The organism is Micromonospora fluostatini (genome assembly GCF_050410825.1).
Taxonomy (GTDB): Bacteria; Actinomycetota; Actinomycetes; order Mycobacteriales; family Micromonosporaceae; genus Micromonospora; species Micromonospora rosaria.
In genome coordinates this window covers 3,486,851-3,513,719 of record NZ_CP191251.1, presented here as the reverse complement: position 1 = coordinate 3,513,719, position 26,869 = coordinate 3,486,851, and the positions used below count along the sequence as shown (strand labels likewise).

Below are 26,869 nucleotides of genomic sequence, written 5' to 3'. Positions count from 1 at the left end.
TAGGCTGACGTCATGTCGTCGAGCCGGCCCCGCCTGGCGGGTCTGCTGCGTACCACCCGGGACCAGGCCTTCGTCGGCCGCGCCGCCGACCTGGCGCTGTTCCGGTCGGCGCTCGCCGGAGTGCCCGGCACGCCCTCGGTGTTCTTCCTGCACGGCCCCGGCGGGGTGGGGAAGTCCACACTGCTCCGCCGGTTCGCCGACGAGAGCCGCGACGCCGGGCGGCTGGTGGTGGAGCTGGACGGCCGGCTGGTGGACCCGGCTCCCCAGGCGTTCGAGATCGAGGCCGCGCCGGCCATGCTCAACGACCGGGTGGTGCTGCTGGTCGACGCCTTCGAGCGCTGCCAGGGGCTGGAGGTCTGGCTGCGGGAGCGGTACCTGCCCCAACTGCCGGACGGGACCCTGGTGGTGCTGGCCGGCCGGGAGCCTCCCGACCCCGCGTGGACGGCGGATCTGGCCTGGCGGGAGGCGTTGCGGGTGGTGCCGGTCCGGGACCTCACGCCGGCCGAGGCGGGGCTGATGCTCGACGCCCAGGGGGTACCACCCGGCACCCGGCCGGCGATCCTGGACTTCGCCGGCGGGCACCCGTTGGCGTTGACGCTGGCCGCCGCCGTCGTGACGACCGGGCCGTCCGCCCCGGCGGGCCGGGACACCCCCGACCCCTGGGCGCCCACGCCGGACGTCGTGTCGTCGCTGATGGGCCGGCTGATCGGGGAGGTGCCGTCGGCGGCGCACCTGCGCGCCCTCGAGGTCGCCGCGCACACCCTGGTCACCACCGAGGCCCTGCTGCGCGTGGTGCTGGCCGTCGACGACGCCGGGCCGCTGTTCCGCTGGCTGCGCGGGCTGCCGTTCGTCGAGCCCGGACCGGCCGGGCTGTTCCTGCACGACCTGGTCAAGGAGGTCGTCGACACCGACCTGCGGTGGCGCGACCCGCACCGGTACGACGACGGGCACGCCCGCATCGGCGGGTACCTGCTGGACCAGGTCCGGGCCGCGCCGGAGCCCCGGGTGCTGTCGGCGATGCGGGAGCTGACCTACCTGAAACGGTTCGGCGCGATGGGCCCCTACTTCCGGGGCATCTCGCACGAGGGAGGCGTCTACGAGGACGTGCTGCGCCCCGGCGACCACCGGCCGATCCGGCGGATGACCGTGGACTGCGAGGGCGAGGAGTCGGCCGCCGTGGTCGAGCACTGGCTCGCCGCGCAGCCCGACAGCTTCCGGGTCTACCGCCGGTCGGCCAGCGGGGAACTGGTCGCGTTCCTGGCCTGGCTGCGACTGACCGTCCCGGACGAGGGCGCGCCCGTCGACCCGGTGGCCGCCACCGTCTGGGCCCACCTGCGCCGCTCGGGGCTGCCGCGTCCCGGCGAGGAGGTGCTGCTGGCCCGGTACATCGTGCACCCGGAGGCGTACCACTCGATCTCGCCGGTGTCGTACCTGATGCAGTTGCGGATGTGCGCGGACTGGATCCGTTCCGGGCGGCTGGCCTGGTCGTTCATCATCGCGTCGAACCCGGATTTCTGGCACGACCTGATGGTGCACATCGGGCACCGGCCGGTGCCCGAGCGGCCGGTGCTGGACGGTCAGGCGTACACCCTCTTCGGGTGCGACTGGCGGGTCACCCCGCTCTCGGTCTGGTTCGACCGGACCCAGCCGGGGCGGATCCTCGACCCCGAGCCGCTCCCGGCGGACGCGGCGGGGGCGGTGGTGCTGCCGACGCGGGAGGAACACGACGGGGCGGTCCGCGCCGCCCTGCGCGACTGGCACCACGACGAGGCGCTGGCCACCAGCCCGCTGCTGCGGACCCGACCCTTCGTCGACCGGGCCGGCGGGGACGCCCCGGTCGACGCGCTGCGCGACGCGCTGACCACCGCCGTGGACGCGTTGCGCGCGGACCCGCGCGAGATCCACCTGCACCGGGTGGTGGCCACCACCTACTTCCACCGGGTGCCCACCCAGGCCGCCGCCGCCGAGCGGCTCGGCCTGCCGTTCAGCACCTACCGGCGGCACCTCAGCCGGGGGGTGCAGCGGATCTGCGACCGGCTGTGGCGGCTCGAGGCCGGCGGGGGCGACTGAGCCCGCACGGCCGCCGGGCCGCATCCGGGTACGGTTGCGGCCCGGCGTCGCCGTTCACCCGCCGGCGGGCTGGCGGGCCTTCTCGAGGTCGATCCAGCGCCGCAGCGTGGGGTCGCCGAGGGCGATCCCCAGGAACGCCCGATCCTGGTCCCGGGTGTGGGTGGTCATGCCGACCGCCACGTGGTTGCCGTTGCTCAACGGTCCACCGGAGTCCCCGCTGCCCTGGATGCCGTCGGACCAGACGCCCTGGATGTGGTAGATCCCGTCCTCGTTGAGGCTGTAGTTGGTCACCCGGACCGTGCAGACCCGCAGTGCGGGGGCCAGCACCGACCACGGGCTGTTGGCGACGGTGTTGCCCCATCCGGAGGCCGCGAGGTTGGTGTTGACGGCCGGCAGCAGACCCGGCTGGATCATGGCCACCGGCGGCATCTGCGTGACGGCGCTGTCCAACTGGAGCAGGGCGGCGTCGCCCAGGCCGAACGGCTCGATCCGGATCACGGCCCGGCTCTGCCCCGCACCCCGCTCCCGGCTGCCGGCCAGGACCGTGATCTCCTGCCTGGGATAGGCCTCGACGCAGTGGTCGGCGGTCAGCACCCACCGGGTGTCGATGAGGATGCCCGCGCAGACGTACGCGCCGCGCGCGTTCACCTGCACGGCGCCCCGCAGGTGCCCGGCGGTCGCGCCGCCGATGATCGCCTGGGCCGGGGCCTGCGGCACGGTCACCGCTGCCAGCGTGGCCACGACGAGGGCCGTGATCGTCCTTCGCATGCCGAACCTTCCTGTCGGTCGGGGGTGGGGGAGGGAACGCCGGGGGCTCACGCGGCACCGACGGTGTCGAAGATCCACCGCTGGCCCCGGTCGTCGGCGTTGCAGCCGGACAGGAAGACCTTCTTGGTGTTGCTGCCCGGGTTGTACTCGTCGTTGCTGTCCAGGCACATGTCGGTGCCGTAGTTGTAGATCATGTACTCGGCGGCGGTGCCGGTGGCGCGGTTCAGCCAGGAGGTGTACGTGCCGCTGGCGGCGCAGAACCAGCCGGTGGTCGCCACCGCCCGGTTCTCGTTGCCGTACAGGCAGCGGTCGAGGTTGACCTGTCGCCAGGTCATGTCGAGGCCCGAGTAGAGCCACTGGTGGTACGGGTGGTCGGGCCGGCAGGGCAGGGCGTAGACGCTGCCCCCGGCGTTGCCGTCGAGGCACCACCCGTTCTGCTTGTTGCGCAGCAGGAACAGGTGCGTGGTGTTGGGGGCCGGGTCACCCGGTACGGCCGTGGCGGACGCCGGCCCGGCCGGTACGGCGGCGAGCGCGGCGACGACGGTCACGGCGCCGAGCCAGCCGGTGACCCGGCGGGTGCGGCGTCCCGGCGAGGGGTCGGTCGACATCTGGTCTCCTGTCGGGCTGTGGAGGGGGTCTCCGGTCCGGGTGGGCGGGTCGGTGGTCACAGCCGGGTGTACCGCCAGGCCTGGCCCCGGTCGTCGATGTGGCAGCCGGAGAGGAAGACCTTGCGGGTGTTGCTCCCGGGGTTGAACTCGGCGTTGCTGTCCAGGCACCAGCCCGGGTGGTTGCCCGGGGAGAACTGGAGTTCGGTGCCGGGCCGCAGCGGCAGGGCGTCCCAGGCGGTGCCGGCGGTGTCCACGCTCACGCAGGGCAACCAGATCGAGGTGACCCGCCGCTGTGCCGTGTGGTGTTGCAGACAGCGGTTGGTCGCCCGCTGCCGCAGTTGGCCGTAGATCGGGTCCCAGTGCCACTGCTGGTACTGGCCGCCGTTGCAGGGGTGCGCGTAGATGTCGCCGCTCCCGTTGCCGTCGAGGCACTGTCCGGTCTGGCCGTTACGGAACTCGTACCAACCGCCGGGGAACTCGGCGGGGACGACCGGCGGGCTGGTGGGGCTGGCCGCCGTCAGCGGCGCGGCGGCCCCGGCGGCGGCCGTGGTGCCGGCGGTGGCGGTGGTCGCGGCCGTGGTGGTGACCGTGACGGCCAGCAGGGCGGTGGCCAGCAGGGCCGACCGGCGGCGGCCGCCGCGACGGCACCCGACGGTACGGGTCCGACCGGGGCGGACCCGGGTCGGTGAACGGAGTGTGGTCGACATGCCGGGGATGGTGGCCCGCCCGGCTGCTCACCCGACAGCCCATCCGGTGCCCACCACTGCCCACCCCTGGTCACCCTGGACACGCCACGGCGTCCCGCTGGGACGGCGGGACGCCGGTGGTGGCCGGTGAGCCGGTTGCCGGACGGGTCGCCCGGCTCAGGGTTCGAGCACGACCTTGATGCAGCCGTCGGTCTTCTTCTGGAACATCTCGTACGCCTGCGGCGCCTCGGCCAGTGGCAGGCGGTGGGTGCGCAGGTCCTCCACGCCCAGCGGGTCGTCGTCCCCGGCGAGCAGCGGCAGGATCTCGTCGGTCCAGCGGCGGACGTGGCACTGGCCCATCCGCACCTGGACGCCCCGGTCGAACATCTCCATCAGCGGCAGCGGGTCGACCTCGCCGCCGTACACGCCGGAGATGGAGACCGTGCCGCCCCGGCGGACCGCCTTCAGCGCGGCCTTGAGCACCACCAGCCGGTCCACCCCGGCCTTGTCGATCATCGGCTGGGCGAGCGCGTCCGGCAGCAGCCCGGCGGCGGCCTGGGCGAACTTGCCAGTGGTCGAGCCGTGCGCCTCCATCCCGACCGCGTCGATCACCGCGTCCGGCCCGCGTCCGTCGACCAGCTCGATCAACGCCTCCGGCACGTTCTTGACCGTGGTGACGTCGAGCACCTCGATGCCGTGCCGCCGGGCCAGTTCCAGCCGCTCCGGCACCAGGTCCAGCCCGATCACCCGCTCGGCGCCGAGGTGCCGGCCGATCCGGGCGCAGAACTGCCCCACCGGCCCGAGGCCGAACACGGCCAGCGTGCCACCGGGCGGGACGTCGGCGTACTTCACCGCCTGCCAGGCGGTGGGCAGGATGTCGGAGAGGTAGAGGTACCGCTCGTCGGGGCCGGTCTCCGGGACCTTGATCGGCCCGAAGTGCGCCTGCGGCACCCGCAGGTACTCGGCCTGCCCGCCGGGCACCGACCCGTAGAGCGAGGTGTACCCGAACAGGCTCGCCCCCTTGCCCTCGGCGCGGACCTGGGTGGTCTCACACTGGGCGTAGAGCTGCCGCCGGCACATCCAGCAGGAGCCGCAGGCGATGTTGAACGGGACGACCACCCGGTCGCCGGGTATGAGGTGGGTCACCTCCGGCCCGACCTCCTCGACGATGCCCATCGGCTCGTGCCCCAGCACGTCACCGGGCTTCAGGTACGGCCCGAGCACCTCGTACAGGTGCAGGTCGGAGCCGCAGAGGGCGGTGGAGGTGATCCGGACGATCGCGTCGGTCGGCGCCTCGATGCGCGGATCGGGCACCTCCTCCACCCGGACGTCCCGTTTGCCCTGCCAGGTCAGTGCCTTCATGATCGATTCCCCTCGCCGATGCCGTCAGCGAGGTTGCTACCCCTCGACCCGCCGTTGAACCGCCCCACCCCCGGGCCGGCCGGGATGGGTGTCCACGGTTCCTTTCGAGCTGCCCCCTCGGTGAGACCACGTCCCCACCCCGATGGCACACCGCACTGCTGTCCCGTACCCGGCAGCGGCGCTCGACCCCGCACGGCCCGGCGGCGCCCACGCCGACGCCCACGCCGACGCCGACGCCGCACGCCGCGGCCGCACGCTCTCCGCTCCCACCGGCGCACCGCGCCGCTCTCACCGCGCCGCTCTCACCGAGCCGATCTCACCGTGCCCTCTCACCGTGCCGGGCCCTGCCCCGTCTTCGAGGGCAGCTCCAAAGGGAGCCGGGGGCACCACGCCGAGAAGCCCGAGGCGAGATGCCGAGCCGAACCCGGCCGCGTCACGCCACCTGCTGACCTCGGGACGGCCCTGCCCCGTCCCGGAGGTGTCCCACGCGGCGCTGTCGAGCTGATGCGGAAACAGCCGACCGCCGTACCCGAGGGGGCGGGTACGGCGGTCGGACGGAGGGGGGCGGGTCAGGTGCCCGGGGTGTCGCCCCGCTTGGCGCTGGCGGCCAGGTAGTCGCGGTTGAGCCGGCCGATGGTGCTCAGCGGAATGCCCTTCGGGCAGACCACGGTGCACTCGCCGGCGTTGGTGCAGCCGCCGAAGCCGGCCTCGTCGTGCGCGTCGACCATGCCGATCACCCGGGTGTACCGCTCCGGCTGGCCCTGCGGCAGCAGCGAGAGCTGGGTGACCTTGGCGGCGGTGAAGAGCATGCCGGAGCCGTTCGGGCAGGCCGCGACGCAGGCGCCGCAGCCGATGCAGGCGGCCGACTCGAAGGCGGCGTCCGCGTTGGCCTTCGCCACCGGCACCGAGTGCGCCTCGGGGGCGCTGCCGGTCGGGACGGTGATGTAACCACCGGCCGCGATGATCTGGTCGAAGGAGTTCCGGTCGACCACCAGGTCCTTGATGACCGGGAAGGCACGGGCCCGCCACGGCTCGATGTCGATGGTGTCGCCGTCCTTGAACTGCCGCATGTGCAACTGGCAGGCGGTGGTGCCGCGCTGCGGCCCGTGCGCGTTGCCGTTGATCATCAGGCCGCACATGCCGCAGATGCCCTCGCGGCAGTCGTGGTCGAAGGCGACCGGCTCCTCCCCGGAGAGGATCAGCCGCTCGTTGAGCACGTCGAGCATCTCCAGGAACGACATGTCGGGGGAGACGTCGTCGACCTGGTAGGTCACCATCCGACCCTTGTCCTCGGGGCCGGTCTGGCGCCAGATGCGCAGGGTCAGGTTCACTTGTAGCTCCGCTGCGTCGGGTGGACGTATTCGAACTTCAGGTCTTCCTTGTGCAGCACGGACGGCTGCCCGGTGGCGGTGAACTCCCAGGCCGCCACGTACGCGAACCGGTCGTCGTCGCGCTGCGCCTCCCCGTCCGGGGTCTGGTGCTCGCCCCGGAAGTGGCCGCCGCAGGACTCCTCGCGGTGCAGGGCGTCGATGCACATCAGCTCGGCCAGCTCGAAGAAGTCGGCGACCCGGCCGGCCTTCTCCAGCGACTGGTTGAGCCCCTCGCCGGTGCCCGGCACCTTGACCCGCTGCCAGAACTGGTCGCGCAGGCTGCGGATCTCGTCGATCGCCTTGCGCAGCCCGGCCTCGGTGCGCTCCATGCCGCAGTGTTCCCACATGATCTGGCCCAGCTCCCGGTGGAACGAGTCCACCGTCCGGTCGCCGTCGATCGCCAGCAACCGCTGGATGCGGTCCTCCACGTCGGCACGGGCCTCGACCGCCGCCGGGTGGCTCCCGTCGACCTTCTCCATGGGGCCGGCGGCCAGGTAGTTGGCGATGGTGCTGGGCAGCACGAAGTAGCCGTCCGCGAGCCCCTGCATCAGCGCCGAGGCGCCGAGCCGGTTCGCCCCGTGGTCGGAGAAGTTCGCCTCACCGATCACGAAGAGGCCGGGAACGGTCGACTGGAGGTCGTAGTCGACCCAGAGCCCACCCATCGTGTAGTGCACGGCGGGGTAGATCCGCATCGGCACCTCGTACGGGTCCTCGCCGGTGATCCGCTCGTACATCTCGAAGAGGTTGCCGTACTTGGCCTCGACGGCCTTGCGGCCGAGCCGGCTGATCGCGTCGGCGAAGTCCAGGTACACGCCGAGCTTGGTCGGGCCGACGCCCCGGCCCTCGTCGCAGACGTTCTTCGCGGCGCGGGAGGCGATGTCCCGGGGGACCAGGTTGCCGAAGGAGGGGTAGATCCGCTCCAGGTAGTAGTCCCGCTCGGCCTCGGGGATGTCCTTCGGGCTGCGGTCGTCGCCCTTGGTCTTGGGCACCCACACCCGGCCGTCGTTGCGCAGCGACTCGCTCATCAGGGTCAGCTTCGACTGGTGGTCGCCGGAGACCGGGATGCAGGTCGGGTGGATCTGCGTGTAGCAGGGGTTGGCGAAGTACGCGCCCTTGCGGTGCGCCCGCCAGGTGGCGGTGACGTTGCAGCCCTTGGCGTTGGTGGACAGGTAGAAGACGTTGCCGTACCCGCCGGAGGCGAGGACCACGGCGTCGGCCATCTCGGTGGTGATCTCACCGGTGACCATGTCCCGGACCACGATGCCCCGGGCCCGGCCGTCCACGAGGATCAGCTCCAGCATCTCGTGCCGGGCGTTCATCTCGACGTTGCCCAGGCCGATCTGCCGCTCCAGCGCCTGGTACGCGCCGAGCAGCAACTGCTGGCCCGTCTGCCCCCGGGCGTAGAAGGTGCGCTGCACCTGCGCGCCGCCGAAGGAGCGGGTGTCGAGCAGGCCGCCGTACTCGCGGGCGAACGGGACGCCCTGGGCGACGCACTGGTCGATGATGTTGACCGAGACCTCGGCCAGCCGGTGCACGTTCGACTCGCGGGAGCGGAAGTCGCCGCCCTTGACCGTGTCGTAGAAGAGCCGGTGGATCGAGTCGCCGTCGTTGCGGTAGTTCTTGGCGGCGTTGATGCCGCCCTGCGCGGCGATCGAGTGGGCCCGGCGCGGGCTGTCCTGGTAGCAGTACGACTTGACGTGGTACCCCTGCTCGCCCAGGGTCGCCGCCGCCGCGCCGCCGGCCAGGCCGGTGCCGACCACGATCACCGTCATCTTCCGGCGGTTGGCCGGGTTGACCAGCTTGGCCTCGAAGCGGCGACGCTCCCAGCGGGTCTCGATCGGGCCGTCGGGGGCCTTGGTGTCGGCGATCGGGTCGCCCTCGGTGAAGAGTTCCATGGTCAGGACACCAATCCGGTGAGTACGGCGAACGGGACCACCAGGAAGCCGGCGCAGAGCACGACGGCGAAGCCGAGGGCCACCGCGCGGGCCCGGCGCTCACCGCCGGGGGTCTGCTGGCCGAGGCTGCGCAGCGCGCTGAACATCCCGTGCCGCAGGTGGAAGCCGAGGGCGACGACCGCCACGGTGTAGAAGAGCGTGACGTACCAGCGCTCCGGGGCGAAGTCGGCGACCACGTTGGCGAACGGCCGGGTCGGGTCGCCGACCGGGTTGAGGTGGCCGGTGGTCAGGTCCAGGATGTGGTAGATCACGAAGAGCACGATGATCACCCCGCCCCAGCGCATCGTCCGGGCCGCGTAGCTGCCCTGGATCTTCTTGCGGTGGGCGTACTTCACGGGGCGGGCGGCGCGGGCGCGCAGCGCCAGCACGGTGGCGGCCCAGATGTGCGCCACCACGGCGACCACGAGGCCGGCCCGCAGGCCCCAGAGGGCCCAGACCCCGGGCAGCGCCGGCTTGCCGAGGTCGCGCAGCCAGTGCGCGTACTCGTCGAAGGAGGCGGCACCCGCGAAGACCTTCAGGTTGCCGAGCATGTGTGCGATGAGGAACAGCACCAGGACGATGCCCGAGACGGCCATGACGGCCTTCAGGCCGACGTTGGACCGGATGGGCGACCGGGTTCTCGTGACTACCACAGGACCGACGCTAGGAGTTTGCTGAACCAGTCGTCCAATGCATCGAACTCGCAGTGTTGATAGTCATAGGCTATGTAGATGCAGCTCCATCAGCTCAGGTACTTCGTGGCGGTGGCGGAAGTACGACATTTCACTCAAGCCGCCGACTTGGTGGGCATCACCCAGCCATCGTTGAGTAAGCAAATTCACGCCCTGGAGAGCACCCTCGGGGCACCCCTGTTCGAGCGGGTACGGGGCAACATCACCCTCACCGCCGCCGGTGAGGTGCTGCTGCCGCTGGCCACCCGGATCCTCGCCGACGTCGACACCGCCACCCGGGAGGTGCAGGAACTGGTCGGCCTGCGCCGGGGGCGGGTCCGCCTCGGCGCCACCCCCAGCCTCGCCACCTCGCTCGCCCCGCCGGTGCTGCGCCGGTTCCGCGACGCGTACCCCGGGGTGGACCTGCGGGTCGAGGAGGGCGGCTCGCAGGACCTGGTCCGTGACCTGCTCCGGGGCGACCTGGACCTGGCGCTGATCGTCATGCCCGCCCAGGGCGCCGACCCGGGGCTGCGCGCCGAGCCGATCCTGCGGGAGAGCCTGGTGGTCGCCTCGGTGGACGAACTGCCGGCCGCCCGGCCCACCGGTCAACTGCGCATCACCGACCTGCGCGACCAGCCCCTGGTGATGTTCCGCGAGGGCTACGACCTGCGCGATGTCACCCTCCAGGCGTGCCGGGCCGCCGGGTTCGAGCCGTACCTGGCCGTCGACGGTGGGGAGATGGACGCCGTGCTCAGCTTCGTCGAGGCCGGCCTCGGGGTGGCCCTGGTGCCGGGCATCGTGGTCGCCCGCCGTCCCGGCATCCGGGTCACCCCGCTCGCCCCGCCCGGGGTACGCCGGACCGTGGCGCTCGCCCGCCGCCGGGACACCGTGCCCACCCAGGCCGGTCGGGAGCTGCGCCGGATCATGCTCGACTACGTCCGGGGCGGCCTGGCGACCGAGGAACTGCCGCCCGGTGTCGCCCCCTACTGATCCGGCTGCTCACCCCGGGCCGGCTGGCCCGGGTGCTGGGCGCGCCCCGGGCTCAGCGCCCCTCGGCGTCGTCCATCGCCCGGTAGATCCGCTGCTCGGAGACCGGGTACGGGGTGCCCAGCGCCTGGGCGAAGACGTTCACCCGCAACTCCTCGATCATCCACCGGATCTGCCGCACGGCGGCGGCGCCGCGGCGGGCCGGGGGCAGCGCGGCGAGCAGGTCGGCGTACTCCTTCTGCACCACCGCGATCCGGTCCTGCTGGGACTTGTCCCGCTGCGGGTTGCCGGGGAGCCGGTCCAGCCGCCGCTCGATCGCGGTCAGGTAGCGCAGCAGGTCGGGCAGGCGGGCGTACCCGGCCTCGGTGACGAACCCGGCGTGCACCAGCCCGGAGAGCTGGTTGCGGATGTCGGCCAGGGCGGCCACCACGGCGAGGTTCTTCGTGGCGCCGAGCCGCTGCTCCACCGCGTACGCGGCGGCGAGCACCTTGCGGACCCGCTGCATCACCTCGACCACGGTGTCGACCAGGTCGGCCCGGACCCTGTCGCGTAGCGCGGCGAAGCCGTCGGCGTCCCAGGCCGGGCCCCCGGCGTCGGCGACGAGCTGGTCGATCGCCGCGCCGGCCGCGTCCTCGATCAGCGCCGGCACGCTGCCGTGCGGGTTACGGCTGAGCGCCAGCTTCGCCTCGTTGCTCAACCGGCCCTGGAGGATCTTCGCCGGGGACGGCACGGTCAGCCGCAGCAGCCGCCGGGTACCGGCCCAGTGCGCCGCCGCCTGCTCGGCCTCGGAGTCGAAGACCCGGACGCCCACCGTGGCGCCCTCGTCCACCAGGGCCGGGTACGCGGTCACCGCGTACCCGGCGCGGACCTGCTCGATGGTGCGCGGCAGGGTGCCGAACTCCCACCCCGTGAGCCCGGTGCGGGTCACCTCCGGCGCGGCGGCGGCCACCACCTGGCGGACCTCCTGCCGGAGTTGGCGTTGCAGCGCCGGCAGGTCCTTGCCCTCGGCGACCGGCTTGTCCTCGTCGCCGATCACCCGGAAGGTGACCCGCAGGTGCGGCGGCAGTTTGGCCAGGTCCCAGGCGTCGGCGGGCACGGTCACCCCGGTCATCCGGCGCAGTTGCCGGGTGAGCGCGTCCAGCAGCGGCTCCTCGCCGGGGGTGATCGCGGCGAGGGCGGCGCGGGCGTGGTCGGGCACCGGCACGAAGTTGCGCCGGACCGCCTTGGGCAGCGACCGGATCAGTGCCACCACCAGTTCCTCGCGCAGCCCCGGCACCTGCCAGTCGAAGCTCTCCGCCGGCACCTGGTTGAGCATCGGCAGCGGGATGTCCACGGTCACCCCGTCGGTGGGGGTGCCCGGCTCGAACCGGTACGTCAACGGCAGGGCGACCCCCTCGGCCCGCCACTCGTCCGGGTAGTCGGCCTCGGCCACCCCGCCCCGGCCGTCGTTGACCAGCAGGTCGCGGGTGAAGGTGAGCAGGTCCGGCTGCTCGCGGCGGGCCGTCTTCCACCAGGCGTCGAAGTGGCGGCCGGAGACCACGTCGGCGGGGATCCGCTGGTCGTAGAAGTGGAACACCGTCTCGTCGTCGACCAGGATGTCCCGGCGTCGGGCCCGGTTCTCCAGCTCCTCGATCTCGGTGAGCAGCCGCCGGTTGTCCTGCCAGAACCGGTGGTGGGTGGACCAGTCGCCCTCCACCAGGGCGTGCCGGATGAACAGTTCCCGGCTCAGCGCCGGGTCGATCCGACCGAAGTTGACCTTGCGGGAGGTGACGATCGGGACGCCGTACAGGGTGACCTTCTCGTAGGCCAGCACCGCGGCCTGCTTCTTCTCCCAGTGCGGCTCGCTGTAGCTGCGCTTGACCAGGTGCCCGGCGAGGGGTTCGACCCACTCCGGCTCGATCCGGCCGGCCACCCGGCCCCAGAGCCGGGAGGTCTCCACCAGCTCGGCGGCCATCACCCAGCGGGGCGGCTTCTTGAACAGCGCCGAGCCGGGGAAGATGGCGAACTTCGCCCCCCGTGCCCCCAGGTACTCGTGCTTCTGCGGGTCCTTGAGCCCGAGGTGGGAGAGCAGCCCGGCCAGCAGGGACTGGTGCACCTTCGGGGTGTCGATCTCCTCCGGCAGGTCCGCGCCGCCCCCGCGCCGCCCGCCGCGCCCCCCGCCGCCCTGCTCCGGGGTACGGAGCACCTGGCGCAGTTGGCTGACGATGTCCTGCCACTCGCGGACCCGCAGGTAGTTGAGGTACTCGGCCTTGCACATCCGGCGGAACGCGCTGGAGGAGAGCGCCCGCTGCTGCTCGCGCAGGTACCGCCAGAGGTTGAGCAGCGCGACGAAGTCGGACTCCTTGTCGGCGAACCGGGCGTGCGCCTGGTCGGCCTGGGCCTGCTTCTCCGCCGGCCGTTCGCGCGGGTCCTGGATGGAGAGCGCGGCGGCGATCACCACGACCTCGGTGGCGCAGCCGTTGCGCTCGCCCTCCAGCACCATCCGGGCCAGCCGGGGGTCAACCGGGAGCTGGGCCAGCCGCCGCCCGAGCGGGGTGAGCCGCTTCGCCGGGTCGGTCTGGGTGACGTCCAGCGCGCCCAACTCGTGCAGCAGGTTGACGCCGTCGGTGATGTTGCGCCGGTCCGGCGGGTCGATGAACGGGAACGCGGCGATGTCGCCCAGCCCGATCGAGGTCATCTGGAGGATGACCGAGGCGAGGTTGGTGCGCAGGATCTCCGGGTCGGTGAACTCCGGCCGGGACTCGAAGTCCTGTTCGTCGTAGAGGCGGATGCAGATGCCGTCCGAGGTCCGGCCGCACCGCCCCTTGCGCTGGTTCGCCGAGGCCTGCGACACCGGCTCGATCGGCAGCCGCTGCACCTTGAGCCGGCTGCTGTAGCGGGAGATCCGGGCGGTGCCCGGGTCCACCACGTACTTGATGCCCGGCACGGTCAGCGAGGTCTCCGCGACGTTGGTGGCGAGCACCACCCGGCGGTTGGTGTGCGGGGCGAAGACCCGGTGCTGCTCGGCGGTGGAGAGCCGGGCGTACAGCGGGAGGATCTCGGTGCCGAGCAGCGAGCGCTTCTTCTGCACCAGCTTGCCCAGCGCGTCGGCGGTGTCCCGGATCTCGCGCTCGCCACTGAGGAAGACCAGCACGTCTCCGGGCCCCTCGGCGGCCAGCTCCTCGACCGCGTCCCCGATGGCCTGGATCTGGTCCCGGACGTTCTCCTCGTCGGCGGCGTCGGGCTCCTCCGCCTCGGTCACCTCGACCAGCGGCCGGTACCGCACCTCGACCGGGTACGTCCGCCCGGAGACCTCGACGACCGGGGCGGGGCGCCCTTCGGCATCGGCGAAGTGCTTCGCGAAGCGGTCGGTCTCGATGGTCGCCGAGGTGATGATCACCTTGAGGTCGGGGCGGCGGGGCAGGAGCTGTCTCAGGTACCCGAGGATGAAGTCGATGTTGAGGCTGCGCTCGTGCGCCTCGTCGATGATCAGCGTGTCGTACCGGCGCAGCATCCGGTCGGTCTGCAACTCGGCCAGCAGGATGCCGTCGGTCATCAGCTTGACCAGGCTGCGCTCGCTGACCTGGTCGCTGAAGCGGACCTTGTACCCGACCACGTCACCCAGCTCGGTGCCGAGCTCGGCGGCGATCCGGTCGGCGACGGTCCGCGCGGCCAGCCGCCGGGGCTGGGTGTGCCCGATCAGCCCGTGCACCCCGCGCCCCAGCTCCAGGCAGATCTTGGGAAGCTGGGTGGTCTTGCCGGAGCCGGTCTCACCGGCCACGATCACCACCTGGTGGTCGCGGATCGCGGCGCCGATGTCGGCGGCCCGCTCGCTCACCGGCAGCCCGGCCGGGTACGTCACCGTGGGAACGGCGGCCTGCCGGGTCGCCAGCCGCGCCTCGGCCCGGCCCACCTCGGCGGCGATCTCGGCCAGCGCGTCGTCGCGCCGCTGCGGGTCACGCAGCCGGCGGACGCCGTCCAGCCGGCGGCGCAGCCGACGCTGGTCGTCGAAGATCAGAGGGGTGAGCCGACGGTGCAGCTCACGAACGGTGTCGGTCGCGGCCGGTGCGGGTGGAGTCTGCATGACGTTGCCAAGGATAGGCAGCCGTGCGGCGGAACGCTTCCGGGTTCCCGCCCCGGGGGCGGCGTGCTGCCCCCCTCGACCGGGTGCGCGGCGTTTAGAGTTGACCGCCGACCGAGGTGGACCGTGGGGGCGAGATGACGACGATGCGCGACACCGACCGGGCGTTGGTGCAGGCCGCCAGCGCGGTGGCGAAGCTGCGGTGCCGCAGTGCCAGCCACACCCTCGCCGCGGCGGCGCGGACCGCCGAGGGGCGGGTCCTCACCGGCGTGAACGTGGTGCACCGCGCCGGGGACACCTGCGCCGAGGTGGTGGCCCTCGGTGCCGCCGTCACCCAGGGCGTGGGCGCGCTGGAGACCATCGTCACGGTGGGCGACCGGGGTCGTACCGTCATCTCCCCGTGCGAGCGGTGCCAGCGGCTGCTCGCCGACCACTCCCCGTCCCTGCGGGTGATCGTGGGGCCGGTCGAGGATCCCCGCGTCGTCCCGGTGACCGAGTTGCTCCTGACGCCCGACGCCGCCGACTGACGCCCGACGTCGCCGGCGGGTGTCCGACGCCGCCGGCTGGGCGCGGGCGGCGGCCGGCTGACGTCCGGCCGGGCCGGTGCCTCAGTCGCCGGCGGCGGCCTCCAGCATCGACCGGGGCAGCCGCACGTCCTGGAAGCGGACGTTGCCCTCCGGCACCAGCCAGCTCGCCACCTCGACGGCGAGCCGTCCGGCGCGGACCGCCGGATCGTTGCGGTACAGCTCGCGGGCGGCGGCCGGGTCGACCGCCAGGATGGCGAAGCCGCGCAGTCGGGCGTCGTCGGGATCGAGGAAGGGCCCGGCCGCGAGGACGAGCCCCTGCTCCACCAGGCCCGCCTGGTGGGCCAGGTGGGCGTCCTGGAGCCGGTCGGCCGCGTCCTGCGGCAGGTCCGGGGCGTCCGTCGGCCGGACGAGAAGCACCCTGGAGCCGGTCGGCCGCGTCCTGCGGCAGGTCCGGGGCGTCCGTCGGCCGGACGAGAAGCACCACGGTGTGCTGGTCGAAGCGCATCGTCCCAGGTTATGGGCCGATCCGGCGGTACGCCGCCGGGACGCCCCCGCCGGGGCGGGGACGTCCCCGGACAGCCGTGCCGATCCGGTGGCGCCTCCAGGGGCGCCCCGACCGTCTGGCGCCCTGACCCGGGCCGGCGCGCCGCAGACCGGCGGCGGCGGAACCGCCCGCCACACCTCACCCCCCGCCCCGCCGGGCCCCTGACGCCGCCCGTCCACCCCGGTCCGGTCGTCGAGGGGCTCGGTGACGACCGGACCGGCAGCGGCGGCGAGCCGGCGGTTGGCTTCGGTCAGGCGGCGGTGGACCAGATCGCGCGGAAGGCGGCGGCCTCGCCGGCCAGCCAGTGCTCGATCTGGGCGGGCTTGACGCCCTCGGGCATCCGGTGCGCGACACCCCGGCGGACGTCGACCAGGACCGGCGCGGCGTGGGGCAGGACCGCGTCCATGTGCCGGGCCATCAGGTGCAGGGTGGCCAGCACCGCCTCCTCGCTGGGCGGAGCCTCGTCGAAGTGCAGCCGGACCGCCTCGGCGTGACCGTCGGCGTGCCGGATGCCGAACTGCGGGTTGATCTTGACGGGAAGGTCGCCGAGCATGGCCAGCGCGTCGCGGGTCTGGGCGAGGTCGACGCCGCTCGGCTCGCCGAGCGAGTGCAGCCAGGCCGTCGCGCCCGGCACGAGCGCCTGGTAGAGCGGACGCCACCGGGGCTTGACCAGATCGACCACGCCGGCCAGGTGGGTGCCGCCGGTGTGGAAGGCGATGTCGGCCTTCAGCGCCTTGACGAACTGGCCGTGCGGGTTGAAGCCGGAACGGCTCGCCCGCTGCCGGCGCAGCCCGTCGACGAAGGTGGCCTTGGTGGGGCCGGTGCGGTCGACGTACCGGGTGAACCCCAGCAGGGTGGCGTACGGGGTGAGGGGGATGGAGGTGGGCGCGGTCATGGGCGTCCTCCCAGCTCAGCGGCCTTCGTTAGTACATACATTCTAATCGACGGGTCTGACATCGCCCAGGGTGAAAAGGTGCTCACCCGCGTGGATTTCGGGCCCTCGCGCCGGGCACGCGCGTCGGGGCGGTGGCCGGTGTCCGGGGTGGCGGCGGCAGGTCGGTAACGTGCCGGGAGCGGCGTCCGCGACCCGACGGCCGCCCCCGACCGACCCCCGGCACCGGGTCGGGTGGCCCCGGCGCAGGTGGTGGCGTGCCGGCCTGGAGGTGTGATGACGTACCGGTTCGCGACGGAGCGGCCCGACTACTCCGACCTGGCCAGCGGGGCGGTGCTGCGGTCGGCGCCCGGCCACCCCGCGTTCCCCGTCCGGCTCGCCTCGGAGATGTTCCTGCGCGCCTGGCACGCCCTGGGGCGGCCCCGGTTGACCGTGTGGGACCCGTGCTGCGGCAGCGGCTACCTGCTCACCGTGCTGGGCCTGCTGCACCGGGAGCGGATCGCCGGCATCGTCGCCTCGGACGTCGCCGACGGTCCGCTCCGGCTCGCGCGGGCGAACCTGGGTCTGCTCTCGGCCGACGGGCTCACCGACCGGGCCGCCGAGCTGGACGAGCTGGCCGACCGCTTCCAACGGCCCGCGCACCGGACCGCCGCCGAGGCGGCCCGCCGGCTACGGGCGCAGCTCACGCCGGGCGACCCGCCCACCGTGGTGGGGCGGGCCGACGCCCTCGACCCGGAGCAGGTGGCGGCGCTGCTGGCCGCGTCGGGGCCGCCGGACCTGGTGCTGACCGACGTGCCGTACGGCGAGCAGACCACCTGGCAGGGGACGGACCCGGCGGCGGGCCTGCCCGGCCTGCTGGACTCGCTGGCCGGCGCGCTGCCCGCCGGGACCATGGTCGCCCTGGCCACCCGGGGCCGCCGCGTCCCGCTGCCGGCCGGCACCCGCACGGCGGCCCGCTTCAGGATCGGTACCCGGGCCGTGGCGCTGCTCCGGCTCCACGACGTCCGGCCCGCCCTCGGGGAGCGGGCCGGGCGGTAGCGTCCGGCGGGGGGAACGGGCCGCCGGTGGCGCGTCCCGGGCCCACCGGCCGGGCCGGACACCGGGCACCCGGACTCAGAGCTGGCCCACGTCCGTGACCCGGATGACGGCCGCCCCCGTCTCGTCGGAGGCGCCCAGGTCGACCTCGGCGCTGATCCCCCAGTCGTGGTCACCGTCGGGGTCGTCGAGGACCTGCCGGACCGTCCACCGGTCCCGCCCCTGGTCGATCATCAGCAGCGCCGAGCCCCGGGCGTCCGGCCCGGTGCCGATCGAGTCGTACGCCTCGAAGTACGGCTCCAGCGCGTCCGCCCACGCGTCGGCGTTCCAGCCGTCCGAGCCGTCCAGCTCGCCGAGCAGGTCCCAGCGGCGCAGCGCGGCCAGCTCGACCCGGCGGAACAGGGCGTTGCGGACCAGCACCTTGAACGCCCGCGCGTTACGGGTGACCGCCGGCGGCCGGTCGTCCAGGGCGGCGGCGACCTCCTCCGCGTCGGACGGGTTGCGCAGCCGCTCCCACTCGTCGATCAGGCTGGAGTCGACCTGGCGGACCAGCTCGCCCAGCCACTCGCTGAGGTCCACCAGCTCCTCGGTCTTGGTGTCCTCCGGCACCGTCTGCCGCAGCGTCTTGTACGCGTCGGCGAGGTACCGCAGCACCAGCCCCTCCGACCGGGACAGGTTGTAGAACTGCACGTACTCGCCGAAGGTCATGGCCCGCTCGTACATGTCGCGGACCACGGACTTGGGGGAGAGGTGGTGGTCGGCGACCCACGGCTGGCTCTGCCGGTACGTCTCGTAGGCGGCCTCCAGCAGCTCGGCCAGCGGCCGGGGCCAGGTCACGTCGTCGAGCAGTTCGAGACGGGCCTCGTACTCGATGCCCTCGGCCTTCATCGCGGCGACCGCCTCGCCCCGGGCCTTGAACTGCTGCGCGGAGAGCACCTGGCGGGGGTCGTCGAGGATCGACTCGACCACGCTGAGCACGTCGAGGGAGTACGCCGGGTCCGCCGGGTCCAGCAACTGCACGACCTCCAACGCCAGCGGGGACAGCGGCTGGTTGAGGGCGAAGTCGAGCTGGAGGTCGACGGTGAGCCGGACCCGCCGGCCGGTCTCGTCCGGCTCGGGCAGCTCCTCCACCACGCCGGCGGCGCGCAGCGCCCGGTAGATCGCGATGGCCCGGCGGATGTGCCGACGCTGCGCCGACCGGTCCTCGTGGTTGTCGGTGAGCAGGTGCCGCATGGCGGCGAACGCGTCGCCGGGCCGGCTGATCACGTTCAGCAGCATCGAGTGGCTGACCTGGAAACTGGAGGTCAGCGGCTCCGGCTCGGCCTCGACGAGGCGCTGGAACGTCGGCTCGCCCCAGCCGATCGACCCCTCCGGCGGCTTCTTGCGGACCACCTTGCGCCGCTTCTTCGGGTCGTCGCCCGCCTTGGCGAGGGCCTTCTCGTTGTCGATCACGTGCTCGGGGGCCTGCACCACCACCCGGCCGATGGTGTCGAACCCGGCCCGGCCCGCCCGCCCGGCGATCTGGTGGAACTCGCGGGCCTTGAGCAGCCGGGTACGCGTGCCGTCGTACTTGCTCAGGCCGGTGAAGAGCACCGTGCGGATCGGGACGTTGATCCCGACGCCGAGGGTGTCCGTCCCGCAGATGACCTTGAGCAGCCCGGCCTGGGCGAGGGTCTCCACCAGCCGGCGGTACTTCGGCAGCATCCCCGCGTGGTGCACGCCGATGCCGTGCCGGACCAGCCGGGACAGGGTCCTGCCGAAGCCGGAGGTGAACCGGAACCGGCCGATCGCGGCGGCGATCAGGTCCTTCTCGGCACGGGTGGCGACGTTGACGCTCATCAGCGCCTGGGCCCGCTCCAGGGCGGCGGCCTGGGTGAAGTGCACGACGTACACCGGAGCCTGCTTCGTCTCCAGCAACTCCTCCAGCGTCTCGTGCAGCGGCGTCATCGCGTACGAGAAGAGGAGCGGGACCGGCCGCTCGGCCGAACGGACGACGGCGGTCGGCCGCCCGGTGCGCCGGGTCAGGTCGTCGACGAACCGGGTGGTGTCGCCGAGGGTGGCCGACATCAGGACGAACTGCGCCTGCGGCAGCTCGATCAGCGGCACCTGCCAGGCCCAGCCCCGGTCCGGCTCGGCGTAGAAGTGGAACTCGTCCATCACCACCTGGCCCACGTCGGCCCGCCGTCCCTCGCGCAGGGCGAGGTTGGCCAGGATCTCGGCGGTGCAGGCGATCACCGGGGCGTCGGCGTTGACACTGGCGTCCCCGGTCAGCATGCCGACGTTCTCCGCGCCGAAGATCTCGCACAGCGCGAAGAACTTCTCCGACACCAGCGCCTTGATCGGCGCGGTGTAGAAGGTGGTCCGGTCCTCGGCGAGGGCGGCGAAGTGCGCGGCGGTCGCCACCAGGCTCTTGCCCGAGCCGGTGGGTGTGTTCATGATCAGGTTCGCGCCGGAGACGATCTCGATGACCGCCTCCTCCTGGTGGGGGTAGAGGTCCAGGCCGCGCGTCTGCGCCCAGCCGGTGAACGCGTCGTACAGGGCATCGGGGTCGGCGCTGGGCGGCAGCGCGGCGGTGAGCGTCATAGCCGCTCCATCGTGCCCGCCCGCCGTGCCCGCCCGCCAACCGGGTGTAAGGAAGGGCCCCTTGTTAACGCATTCGGTTGTACAAGGGCCCCTTCCTAACCACGAGCCACCGGCGAGCCGCCGGCGACGGCTGGCGGCGCGTCGTCAGGTGGCGGGCCGGTGGTAGACCAGGTCGAAGATCTCCCGCCCGGCGGTACGGGCCCGGCGTTCGAACTTGGTGACGGGCCGGTGCGCGGGCCGGGGCGCCCAGCCCGGGTGGGCGTTGACCAGCTCCGGGTCGTCGGTCAGCGTCCGGCGCATCGACTCGGCGTACTCGGCCCAGTCGGTCGCGCAGTGCAGAGTGCCGCCGGGGGTGAGCCGGGAGCGCAGCAGGGCGACGTGGGTGGGCTGGATCAGGCGTCGCTTGTGGTGCCGGGTCTTCGGCCAGGGGTCGGGGAAGAAGACGTGCACCGCGTCCAGCGAGCCGGCCGGCAGCATCCGGACCAGCTCCAGCGCGTCCCCCTCGGCGATCCGTACGTTGGTCAGGCCCTGCCGTCCGACGAGGTCCAGCAGGTTGGCGATTCCCGGCGTGTGTACCTCGACCGCCAGATAGTCTCGGTCCGGGTCGTCCGCCGCCATCGCGGCCGTGGCGTCCCCCATGCCGGAACCGATCTCGAGCACCAGCGGTGCCCGGCGTCCGAACAGCTCGGCCGGGTCGATCGGCACGCCGGGAGGCTCCGGCACGGTCAGGCCGTACGTCGGCCAGAGCCGTTCCAACGCGTCGAGCTGGCGGCTGGTCATCCGGCCCCGGCGGGGATGGAACGTCCGGATCCGGGGCGGGGCGGCGGGTTCGTGGTCGGTGGAGGTCACAGCGACCCGAGCGTACGCGACGAACCGGTCGGATCGGATGTGAGGTGCGACCCGGGATGAGAGGATCATCCCGTACGGCAGGCCGGGCGGTCGCTGCCCGGCAGGGGTTACGGCGCCGGGAGGGGCCATGGGGCCGGGAGGGGCAAGAGGGTCGGTCACGCGCCTCGGCGCGGCACTGGCGATCGTGTTCGCCGGGCTCCCCGTCGGCACCGGCCCGGCGGTGGCCGGCCCACCGGCGGAAACCGCTCCCGCGGCGGTGGCTGGTCCCGCCGTGCTGGCTGGTCCCGCCGTGCTGGCCGGGCCGGCGGCGGTCGGCACCGGTCGGCTGGCGCGGTCGGCGTCGCTGGCGCGGCAGCCCGGTGGCCCCCCACAACCCGGCATCCCCCAGCCCGGGGTCGTCTTCGTCGAGGTCAGCCCCAGCGTCGTGCAGGTCGGCTACCTGGTCGGCATCCGGGCCGGGTGCCGCGACAACACCGTGCCCGCGATCGTCTGGTCGGATGCCTTCGGCCGGGTGACCGTGCACCCGCAGCACGGCTACCTGACCGCCACGCCGATGGTGCCGCTGCGGACCCGACCGGGCAACTACCGGGCCAAGCTGGAGTGCCGCGACGGGGAGCACGCCTCGACGACGCTCCAGGTGGTCAAACAGATGCCACCGACCCACCCGACCCGTCACCCGACCCACAAGCCGAGTCGTGGGCCCGCCACCGGCTTCGGCGGGACGGCCGGTACCGGCCTCGGTGACCTGCTCGTGCCGGGTGGGCTGGCGCTGACCGTGGTGGGGGCGGTGGCGGGGGTGGTCGCCCTTCGGCGACCGCGCCGGGGGCGTCGCTGGTGGGGTCCGTCGTGACCGCCAACCGGGTGCCGCCCCGGGGTGCCGGCGCACCCCGCCCCGGCCCGGCCCCCCGCACCGTCCGGACCAGCGTTCCGGCCCGCTCCGGCCGCGCACCGCGGACGGCGGCCCGGACTGCGGCGACGGGTCGGTCCGGTGGGACGCCCCGGCCGGTCGGACGGATCTACGGCATCCCGGAAGCGGACCTGCGTCGGGTGGCGAAACCGTCGGGTACGACCAGCCCGGCCGCCGGTCGCCCGGTCGCGGGCTCCGGCCGGGCCGGGCGTACCCCGTGGTCGGGTCGGTTGCGGCGGGACGGGCGCAGTCCCTGGTCGGGGCCGCTGGCGGTGCTGCTGGTCCTGGTGGGGGTCTTCGCCACCGGGGCGGGGCTCGGCCGTACCGTCGGGCCGTTCGACCAGGTGGCCCGGGACGTGACCGGCGGCTCCGCGGCGGAGCCGGTCGCCGGGGCGCTCGTCGCGAGCCGGCCGGTCGCCCTCTCGGTACCGTCGATCCAGGTCGCCGCGCCGGTGGCGCCGGTCGGCCAGGCCGCCGACGGCTCGATCGACGTACCGCCGGTGGAGCGGCACAACGAGACCGGCTGGTACGACCGGGCGCCGACGCCGGGCGAACCGGGCCGGGCGATCATCGTGGGGCACGTGGACAGCCGGGAGGGGCCGTCGGTCTTCTACCAACTGGCCCGGCTCCAGCCCGGTGACCGGATCGAGGTGAACCGGGCCGACGGGTCCGTGGTCGTCTTCGCGGTCGACTCGGTGGAACACTTCGCCAAGGACGACCTGCCGGCCGACCGGGTGTACGGCGACTCCGGCCGCCCGGAGCTGCGCCTGATCACCTGCGGCGGTCAGTGGGTCGGTGGCCGGACCGGCTACCGGGACAACGTCATCGCCTTCGCGTCGTTCGTCGAGTCCCGCGAACGCTGAGCCGCAGCGGCGCGCCCCGCGCCGATGACCCGTGGTGCCCGCCCATCCCGGGGCGGGCCGCCCCGTGCCGACCGGTGGCCGGCCCGGGGCGGCGTGGCGTACCGCCTTTCGGAGCCCCGGTGCTCGGATCAGTGGGAGCCGGGGACCTGCTGGACCACCTCGAACTCCAGCAGGGTGGCACCGGTGGCGACCGGGGGACGCGGCTGCCCGCCCTCGCCGCCGGCGTGCGCGGCCCGCGCCGGGCCGGCCGCCCAGGACTGGTACGCCTCCTCGCTCTCCCACTTCGTGTACACGAAGTAGCGCTGCTCGCCGCCGACCGGGCGCAGCAACTCGAAGCCGAGGAAACCGGGGGAGTTCTCCACGGCGGCGGCGCGGGCGGCGAAGCGCCGCTCCAGCTCCTCGCCGCCGCCGGGCGGGACGTCCAGTGCGTTGATCTTCACGATGGCCATGGCTCCAGACTAGGCCCGCCGCAGGGGCGGGACCGCCCGGCTCACAGGGGTCCGACGGCGGGTACCAGGTCCGCGTCGACCACGATCGGGGCGTGGTCGGAGGGGCCCTTGCCCTTGCGGGCCTCCCGGTCGACGTACGCGCCGGTCACCGCGCGGGCGACCGGTGCCGAGGCGTACACCAGGTCGATCCGCATGCCCTTGTTCTGGTGGAACATCCCGGCCCGGTAGTCCCAGTACGTGTAGGGGTGCGGCCCCTTCATCGGCGTGGGCACCACGTCGTCGAGGCCCAGGTCGCGCAGGGCGGCCAGGGCGGCGCGTTCGGCCGGGGTGACGTGGGTGGAGGTGACGAACAATGCCGGGTCCCAGACGTCGGCGTCGGTCGGCGCGACGTTGAAGTCACCGCAGACGGCCAGCGGCAGCCCACCGGCCAGCTCCTGCTCCAGCGCGTCGCGCAGCGCCGCCAGCCAGGCCAGCTTGTACACGTAGTGCGGGTCGTCGGGGGTGCGGCCGTTGGGCACGTACACCGACCAGACCCGCAGCCCGGCGCAGGTGGCCGAGATGGCCCGCGCCTCGGGCTCGGGGAAGCCCGGTTCACCGGTGAAGCCGACGGTCACGTCGGCCAGGCCGACCCGGGACAGGATCGCCACCCCGTTCCACCGGCCGTCGCTGTGGCTCGCCACCGTGTACCCCAGTTCGCCGACCTCGGCGACCGGGAACGCCCCGTCGGGGCACTTGGTCTCCTGGAGGCAGACCACGTCGGGGGCGGTGCCGGCCAGCCAGTCGAGCAGCCGGGGCAGGCGGGCCTTCACCGAGTTCACGTTCCAGGTCGCCAGGCGCATGCCTCCAGCCTGCCCCATCCCCGGCCCGCCCGCCGTCGCGGCACCCCGGTCCCGGCACCGACCACCCGTCCCGGCACCGGTCGCCCCGCCCCAGCGCCGGCCGCCTGTCCCGGCACCGGTCGCCCCGCCCCATCCGGCCCACCGTCCCAGTGCCGGCAGACCCGTCGACGGAGCCCGGACCCGGTCCACCGCCCGTCGGCCGGGGCGGGTCAGCCGTTCGGGGTGTCGCCGGGCCGGCTCTGCTCGGCGAGGAAGCGTTCCAGTTCCGCGCCGAGTTCGTCGGCGGTGGGCAGCGGACCGTTCTCGGCGGCGAGCAGGTTCTTCTCGCCCCGGCCCCGGGCGAACGCGTCGTACTGCTCCTCCAGGGCCTGGACCAGGGCGGCGGCGTCGTCGGTCTGCGCCACCTGGCGGTCGATCTCGACCCGGACCGCCTCGGCGGAGGTCCGCAGCTCCTCGGTGGGCAGCAGCAGCCCGGTGCTGCGGGAGACCGAGGTGAGCAGCACCTCGGCGGCGGCAGGGTACTCGGTCTGGGCGACGTAGTGCGGCACGTGGGCGGCGAAGCCCAGCGCGTCGCGGCGCGCCTCGCCGAGCCGGAACTCCAGCAGGTGGCCGACGCTGCCGGGGACCTGGACCCGTTGCAGCCACGGCTCGTGGCCGGCGATCAGCTCGCGCCGGGTGGCGTGCGCGGTGACCCCGGTCGGTCGGGTGTGCGGCACCGCCATCGGGATCGAGTTGAGCCCGACGGTGAGCCGGACGTCCAGCCGGGTGGCGAGCCCGGCCACGGCGGCGACGAACCGCTCCCACTGGAGATCCGGCTCGGGGCCGGTGAGCAGCAGGAACGGGGTCTCGTCGTCGTCGTGCAGCAGGTGCAGGTCGAGGGTGGGGGCGTCGTAGGACTCCCAGTGGTCCTCGACGAAGGTCATCACCGGGCGGCGGGATCGGTAGTCGAAGAGCTGGTCGATGTCGAAGCTGGCGATCGGGCGGGCCTCGAGGGTGGTGAGCAGCTGCTCCCGGGCCAGTCGGGTGGCGTTGCCGGCGTCGACGAAGCCGGTCAGCGCCTGGATCAGCACCGGCTGACCGAGGTCGGGCAGATCGTCGCTGAGCTGGTAGAGCTCGTGTGGATCGAGCACCGGTCGGGACCTCCCTGGGATGTGCGTACGGCGACCGCGCGGGCGGTCACCCGTTCGGGGAACGTACCCGCCATCCTCGTGCATTCCTGGGTCGGCCGGGGCGCCGGCCGTCGTGGCATGGTATGTGACTTGTTGTCGCAATTACTGTGACCGGTTCGGTGACGGGGCGGCGACCACCCGACATCCACAGTGGACGCTTGCGGTTGCCGGGACGGGGTACACATGACTCGGGAGTGTCGACAGGAGGACGAAAATGTCACCACTGATGCGTCGGATCAGCCGCTTCCTACAGTCGCCGCAGGGCCGGCAGTTGGTCGAGCGGGGCCGCCGTGAGCTGGCCAAGCCCACCACCCAGCAGAAGCTGCGGCAGTTGGCCAGCCGGCTGTCCGGCCGGCGCCGCTGACCACCACCCGGCGGCCCGCGCCGCCCACCACGTCACGGCGTTCCGCGCCGCCCCGCGCCGCTCGCCGGTCCGCAATGCCCGGCGTCCCGGGCCGCTCCACGTCGCTCAGCCGCCACCGGCGGCGCGGGCCGCTCAGCCCCCACCGGCGGCGCGGGCCGCTCAGCCCCCACCGGCGGCGCGCGTCGTCCGGCGTTCCCGGACGGCGTACGCTGCTGGCCGCCACCCGGCGGCCGGCGTCGCCCCCGCCCGGTTCCGCGTCCTATTCGCCCCCTTTCGACTACAGGAGCCAGCCGTGACCGACTCCGGGCCTGTCGACGGAGAAACCTCCGTTCCCTCGCCGCAGCCCTCCGCGGTCGGCCGGGCCGCGCCCCCGCCGTCCGCAGTCGGCCCGACCGCGCCGCCACCACCCGCCGTGACCCCCGCCCCGCCCAGCGGGCCGGCGGCGGGCGAGACCACCCGGCCGGCGCCGGGCGAGACCACCCGGGCGGGGTCGGCCGAGACCACCCGGGCGGAGTCGGCCGTGCCCACGGGGCCGGAGACGGCCGTGCCCACCGGGCCCGTCGCGCCGGTCACGTCCGTCGAGCCCACCGCGCCGGGTGAGCCGGCGGCGGGCTCGGACGCGGCCGGGGAGGCGCCCCCGGAGGGGCCGCCGGCCACGCTCTGGGACCGGATGCGCCAGGACCCGCAGTACGCGCCGGAGCATCTCGCCCTGGAGGCGGTACGCCGACTCGGCCCCGAGGCGGCGCGGTGGGCCGAGCGGGTCCGGGCCGAGCAGCCCGGCCTGTCCCCGGACGCCCTGGCCGACCTGGCGGTCCGCCGGTTCGTCAACCGGGCCCGGCTCTCCGGAGCCGTCTCCGGTGCCGCCGGGCTGCCCGGCGCGGTGCTCGACGTCGGCGTGCTGGCCTGGACCCAGGCCCGGATGGTGCTGCACGTCGCCGCCGCCCACGGGGTCGACCCGACGCACCCCGACCGGGCCGCGGACCTGCTGGTGCTCCAGAAGGTGCACAAGGTGGCCGCGACCGCGCGACTCGCGCTCGGGGTGGCGGCCGGCCGGGAGCGGGCCGGCGCGCTCTTCGGCACCGGGGGGCAGAGCCCGCTCGGGCGGGTCATGCTGCGGCTGGGCGTCCGGCTCGCCCAGATGGCCGGGGTACGCGCCGCGAAGCGGGTCTTCGCCAAGGTGGTGCCCGGCGCGGCGATCATCCTCGGCACCTGGGCCAACTCGTCGGCGACGAAGGATCTCGCCGGCCGGGCCGGCCAGCTCTACCGGCAGCACGGCCCCGGCGGCGTCCCGTACCCCCGCCAGGGCTGAACGTACGGGTGGCGGACCGGTCG

At 73.8% G+C, this 26,869-nt stretch carries 23 protein-coding genes; 8 read left to right on the top strand and 15 right to left on the bottom strand.

The window, feature by feature from the left end; all coding sequences use genetic code 11:
• Positions 1-12 precede the first annotated feature (12 nt).
• The gene (locus ACQUFX_RS15355; protein WP_428966692.1) at positions 13-2,070 is read left to right on the top strand and encodes an AAA family ATPase; all 2,058 of its coding nucleotides are present in this window, start codon (positions 13-15) and stop codon (positions 2,068-2,070) included.
• A gap of 54 nt (positions 2,071-2,124) precedes the next feature.
• Here ACQUFX_RS15355 and ACQUFX_RS15350 read toward each other — a convergent pair whose 3' ends face one another.
• From ACQUFX_RS15350 to ACQUFX_RS15320, 7 genes are all read right to left on the bottom strand, one after another.
• On the bottom strand, positions 2,125-2,838 hold the full coding sequence (locus ACQUFX_RS15350) for a S1 family peptidase (protein ID WP_428966691.1): 714 nt from the start codon (positions 2,836-2,838) through the stop codon (positions 2,125-2,127).
• Between the two features lie 47 nt (positions 2,839-2,885).
• Positions 2,886-3,446 (bottom strand): RICIN domain-containing protein, encoded by a 561-nt coding sequence (locus tag ACQUFX_RS15345; protein WP_428966690.1) that lies wholly within the window; start codon positions 3,444-3,446, stop codon positions 2,886-2,888.
• 56 nt (positions 3,447-3,502) lie between these two features.
• On the bottom strand, positions 3,503-4,153 hold the full coding sequence (locus tag ACQUFX_RS15340) for an RICIN domain-containing protein (RefSeq protein ID WP_428966689.1): 651 nt from the start codon (positions 4,151-4,153) through the stop codon (positions 3,503-3,505).
• Positions 4,154-4,309: 156 nt separating this feature from the next.
• On the bottom strand, positions 4,310-5,494 hold the full coding sequence (locus ACQUFX_RS15335) for a zinc-dependent alcohol dehydrogenase (protein WP_428966688.1): 1,185 nt from the start codon (positions 5,492-5,494) through the stop codon (positions 4,310-4,312).
• A 569-nt stretch (positions 5,495-6,063) separates the two neighbouring features.
• On the bottom strand, positions 6,064-6,825 hold the full coding sequence (locus ACQUFX_RS15330; RefSeq protein WP_067368251.1) for a succinate dehydrogenase/fumarate reductase iron-sulfur subunit: 762 nt from the start codon (positions 6,823-6,825) through the stop codon (positions 6,064-6,066).
• On the bottom strand, positions 6,822-8,759 hold the full coding sequence (locus ACQUFX_RS15325; RefSeq protein WP_428966687.1) for a fumarate reductase/succinate dehydrogenase flavoprotein subunit: 1,938 nt from the start codon (positions 8,757-8,759) through the stop codon (positions 6,822-6,824). Before ACQUFX_RS15325 ends, ACQUFX_RS15330 begins: the two co-directional genes overlap by 4 nt.
• Positions 8,760-8,761: 2 nt before the next feature.
• Positions 8,762-9,451 carry a succinate dehydrogenase cytochrome b subunit gene (locus ACQUFX_RS15320; RefSeq protein ID WP_428966686.1) on the bottom strand — a complete coding sequence of 230 codons (690 nt, stop codon included), beginning with the start codon at positions 9,449-9,451 and terminating at the stop codon, positions 8,762-8,764.
• A 78-nt stretch (positions 9,452-9,529) separates the two neighbouring features.
• Here ACQUFX_RS15320 and ACQUFX_RS15315 point away from each other — a divergent pair, with 78 nt between their 5' ends.
• Positions 9,530-10,459 carry a LysR family transcriptional regulator gene (locus ACQUFX_RS15315; RefSeq protein WP_428966685.1) on the top strand — a complete coding sequence of 310 codons (930 nt, stop codon included), beginning with the start codon at positions 9,530-9,532 and terminating at the stop codon, positions 10,457-10,459.
• A gap of 52 nt (positions 10,460-10,511) precedes the next feature.
• Here ACQUFX_RS15315 and hrpA read toward each other — a convergent pair whose 3' ends face one another.
• Positions 10,512-14,519, bottom strand: coding sequence for an ATP-dependent RNA helicase HrpA (gene hrpA / locus ACQUFX_RS15310; RefSeq protein WP_428966684.1), 4,008 nt, complete (start codon positions 14,517-14,519; stop codon positions 10,512-10,514).
• Between the two features lie 143 nt (positions 14,520-14,662).
• Here hrpA and ACQUFX_RS15305 point away from each other — a divergent pair, with 143 nt between their 5' ends.
• Positions 14,663-15,043 carry a cytidine/deoxycytidylate deaminase family protein gene (locus ACQUFX_RS15305; protein WP_428966683.1) on the top strand — a complete coding sequence of 127 codons (381 nt, stop codon included), beginning with the start codon at positions 14,663-14,665 and terminating at the stop codon, positions 15,041-15,043.
• 81 nt (positions 15,044-15,124) lie between these two features.
• Here the strand turns inward: ACQUFX_RS15305 and ACQUFX_RS15300 are convergent, their stop codons facing one another.
• Positions 15,125-15,460: a YciI family protein gene (locus tag ACQUFX_RS15300; RefSeq protein WP_428966682.1), complete on the bottom strand. Its 336-nt coding sequence runs from the start codon at positions 15,458-15,460 to the stop codon at positions 15,125-15,127.
• Between the two features lie 377 nt (positions 15,461-15,837).
• Positions 15,838-16,482, bottom strand: coding sequence for a hypothetical protein (locus tag ACQUFX_RS15295; RefSeq protein ID WP_428966681.1), 645 nt, complete (start codon positions 16,480-16,482; stop codon positions 15,838-15,840).
• 273 nt (positions 16,483-16,755) lie between these two features.
• Here ACQUFX_RS15295 and ACQUFX_RS15290 point away from each other — a divergent pair, with 273 nt between their 5' ends.
• Complete coding sequence (locus ACQUFX_RS15290; protein WP_428966680.1) at positions 16,756-17,517, top strand: rRNA methyltransferase; 762 nt, start codon at positions 16,756-16,758, stop codon at positions 17,515-17,517.
• 75 nt (positions 17,518-17,592) lie between these two features.
• Here the strand turns inward: ACQUFX_RS15290 and ACQUFX_RS15285 are convergent, their stop codons facing one another.
• Together ACQUFX_RS15285 and trmB are read right to left on the bottom strand one after the other, a co-directional pair.
• A complete protein-coding gene (locus ACQUFX_RS15285; protein ID WP_428966679.1) occupies positions 17,593-20,097 on the bottom strand; it encodes a DEAD/DEAH box helicase in 2,505 nt (834 codons plus the stop codon).
• A 144-nt stretch (positions 20,098-20,241) separates the two neighbouring features.
• Positions 20,242-20,946: a tRNA (guanosine(46)-N7)-methyltransferase TrmB gene (gene trmB / locus ACQUFX_RS15280; RefSeq protein ID WP_428966678.1), complete on the bottom strand. Its 705-nt coding sequence runs from the start codon at positions 20,944-20,946 to the stop codon at positions 20,242-20,244.
• Between the two features lie 127 nt (positions 20,947-21,073).
• Here trmB and ACQUFX_RS15275 point away from each other — a divergent pair, with 127 nt between their 5' ends.
• A complete protein-coding gene (locus ACQUFX_RS15275; RefSeq protein WP_428966677.1) occupies positions 21,074-21,796 on the top strand; it encodes a hypothetical protein in 723 nt (240 codons plus the stop codon).
• A gap of 287 nt (positions 21,797-22,083) precedes the next feature.
• A complete protein-coding gene (locus ACQUFX_RS15270; RefSeq protein ID WP_428966962.1) occupies positions 22,084-22,716 on the top strand; it encodes a class F sortase in 633 nt (210 codons plus the stop codon).
• A gap of 128 nt (positions 22,717-22,844) precedes the next feature.
• Here ACQUFX_RS15270 and ACQUFX_RS15265 read toward each other — a convergent pair whose 3' ends face one another.
• The 3 genes from ACQUFX_RS15265 to ACQUFX_RS15255 all read right to left on the bottom strand — a co-directional run bounded on the left by ACQUFX_RS15265 (position 22,845) and on the right by ACQUFX_RS15255 (position 25,134).
• A complete protein-coding gene (locus ACQUFX_RS15265) occupies positions 22,845-23,165 on the bottom strand; it encodes an antibiotic biosynthesis monooxygenase family protein (protein WP_428966676.1) in 321 nt (106 codons plus the stop codon).
• Between the two features lie 41 nt (positions 23,166-23,206).
• Positions 23,207-24,004, bottom strand: coding sequence for an exodeoxyribonuclease III (locus tag ACQUFX_RS15260; RefSeq protein ID WP_428966675.1), 798 nt, complete (start codon positions 24,002-24,004; stop codon positions 23,207-23,209).
• A gap of 209 nt (positions 24,005-24,213) precedes the next feature.
• Positions 24,214-25,134, bottom strand: coding sequence for a proteasome assembly chaperone family protein (locus ACQUFX_RS15255; RefSeq protein WP_428966674.1), 921 nt, complete (start codon positions 25,132-25,134; stop codon positions 24,214-24,216).
• A 253-nt stretch (positions 25,135-25,387) separates the two neighbouring features.
• On the opposite strand from ACQUFX_RS15255, the gene ACQUFX_RS15250 reads away from it, so the two are divergent.
• Both ACQUFX_RS15250 and ACQUFX_RS15245 read left to right on the top strand, forming a co-directional pair.
• A complete protein-coding gene (locus tag ACQUFX_RS15250; protein ID WP_428966673.1) occupies positions 25,388-25,537 on the top strand; it encodes a hypothetical protein in 150 nt (49 codons plus the stop codon).
• A gap of 544 nt (positions 25,538-26,081) precedes the next feature.
• A complete protein-coding gene (locus tag ACQUFX_RS15245) occupies positions 26,082-26,846 on the top strand; it encodes a hypothetical protein (protein ID WP_428966961.1) in 765 nt (254 codons plus the stop codon).
• Positions 26,847-26,869: the final 23 nt, after the last annotated feature.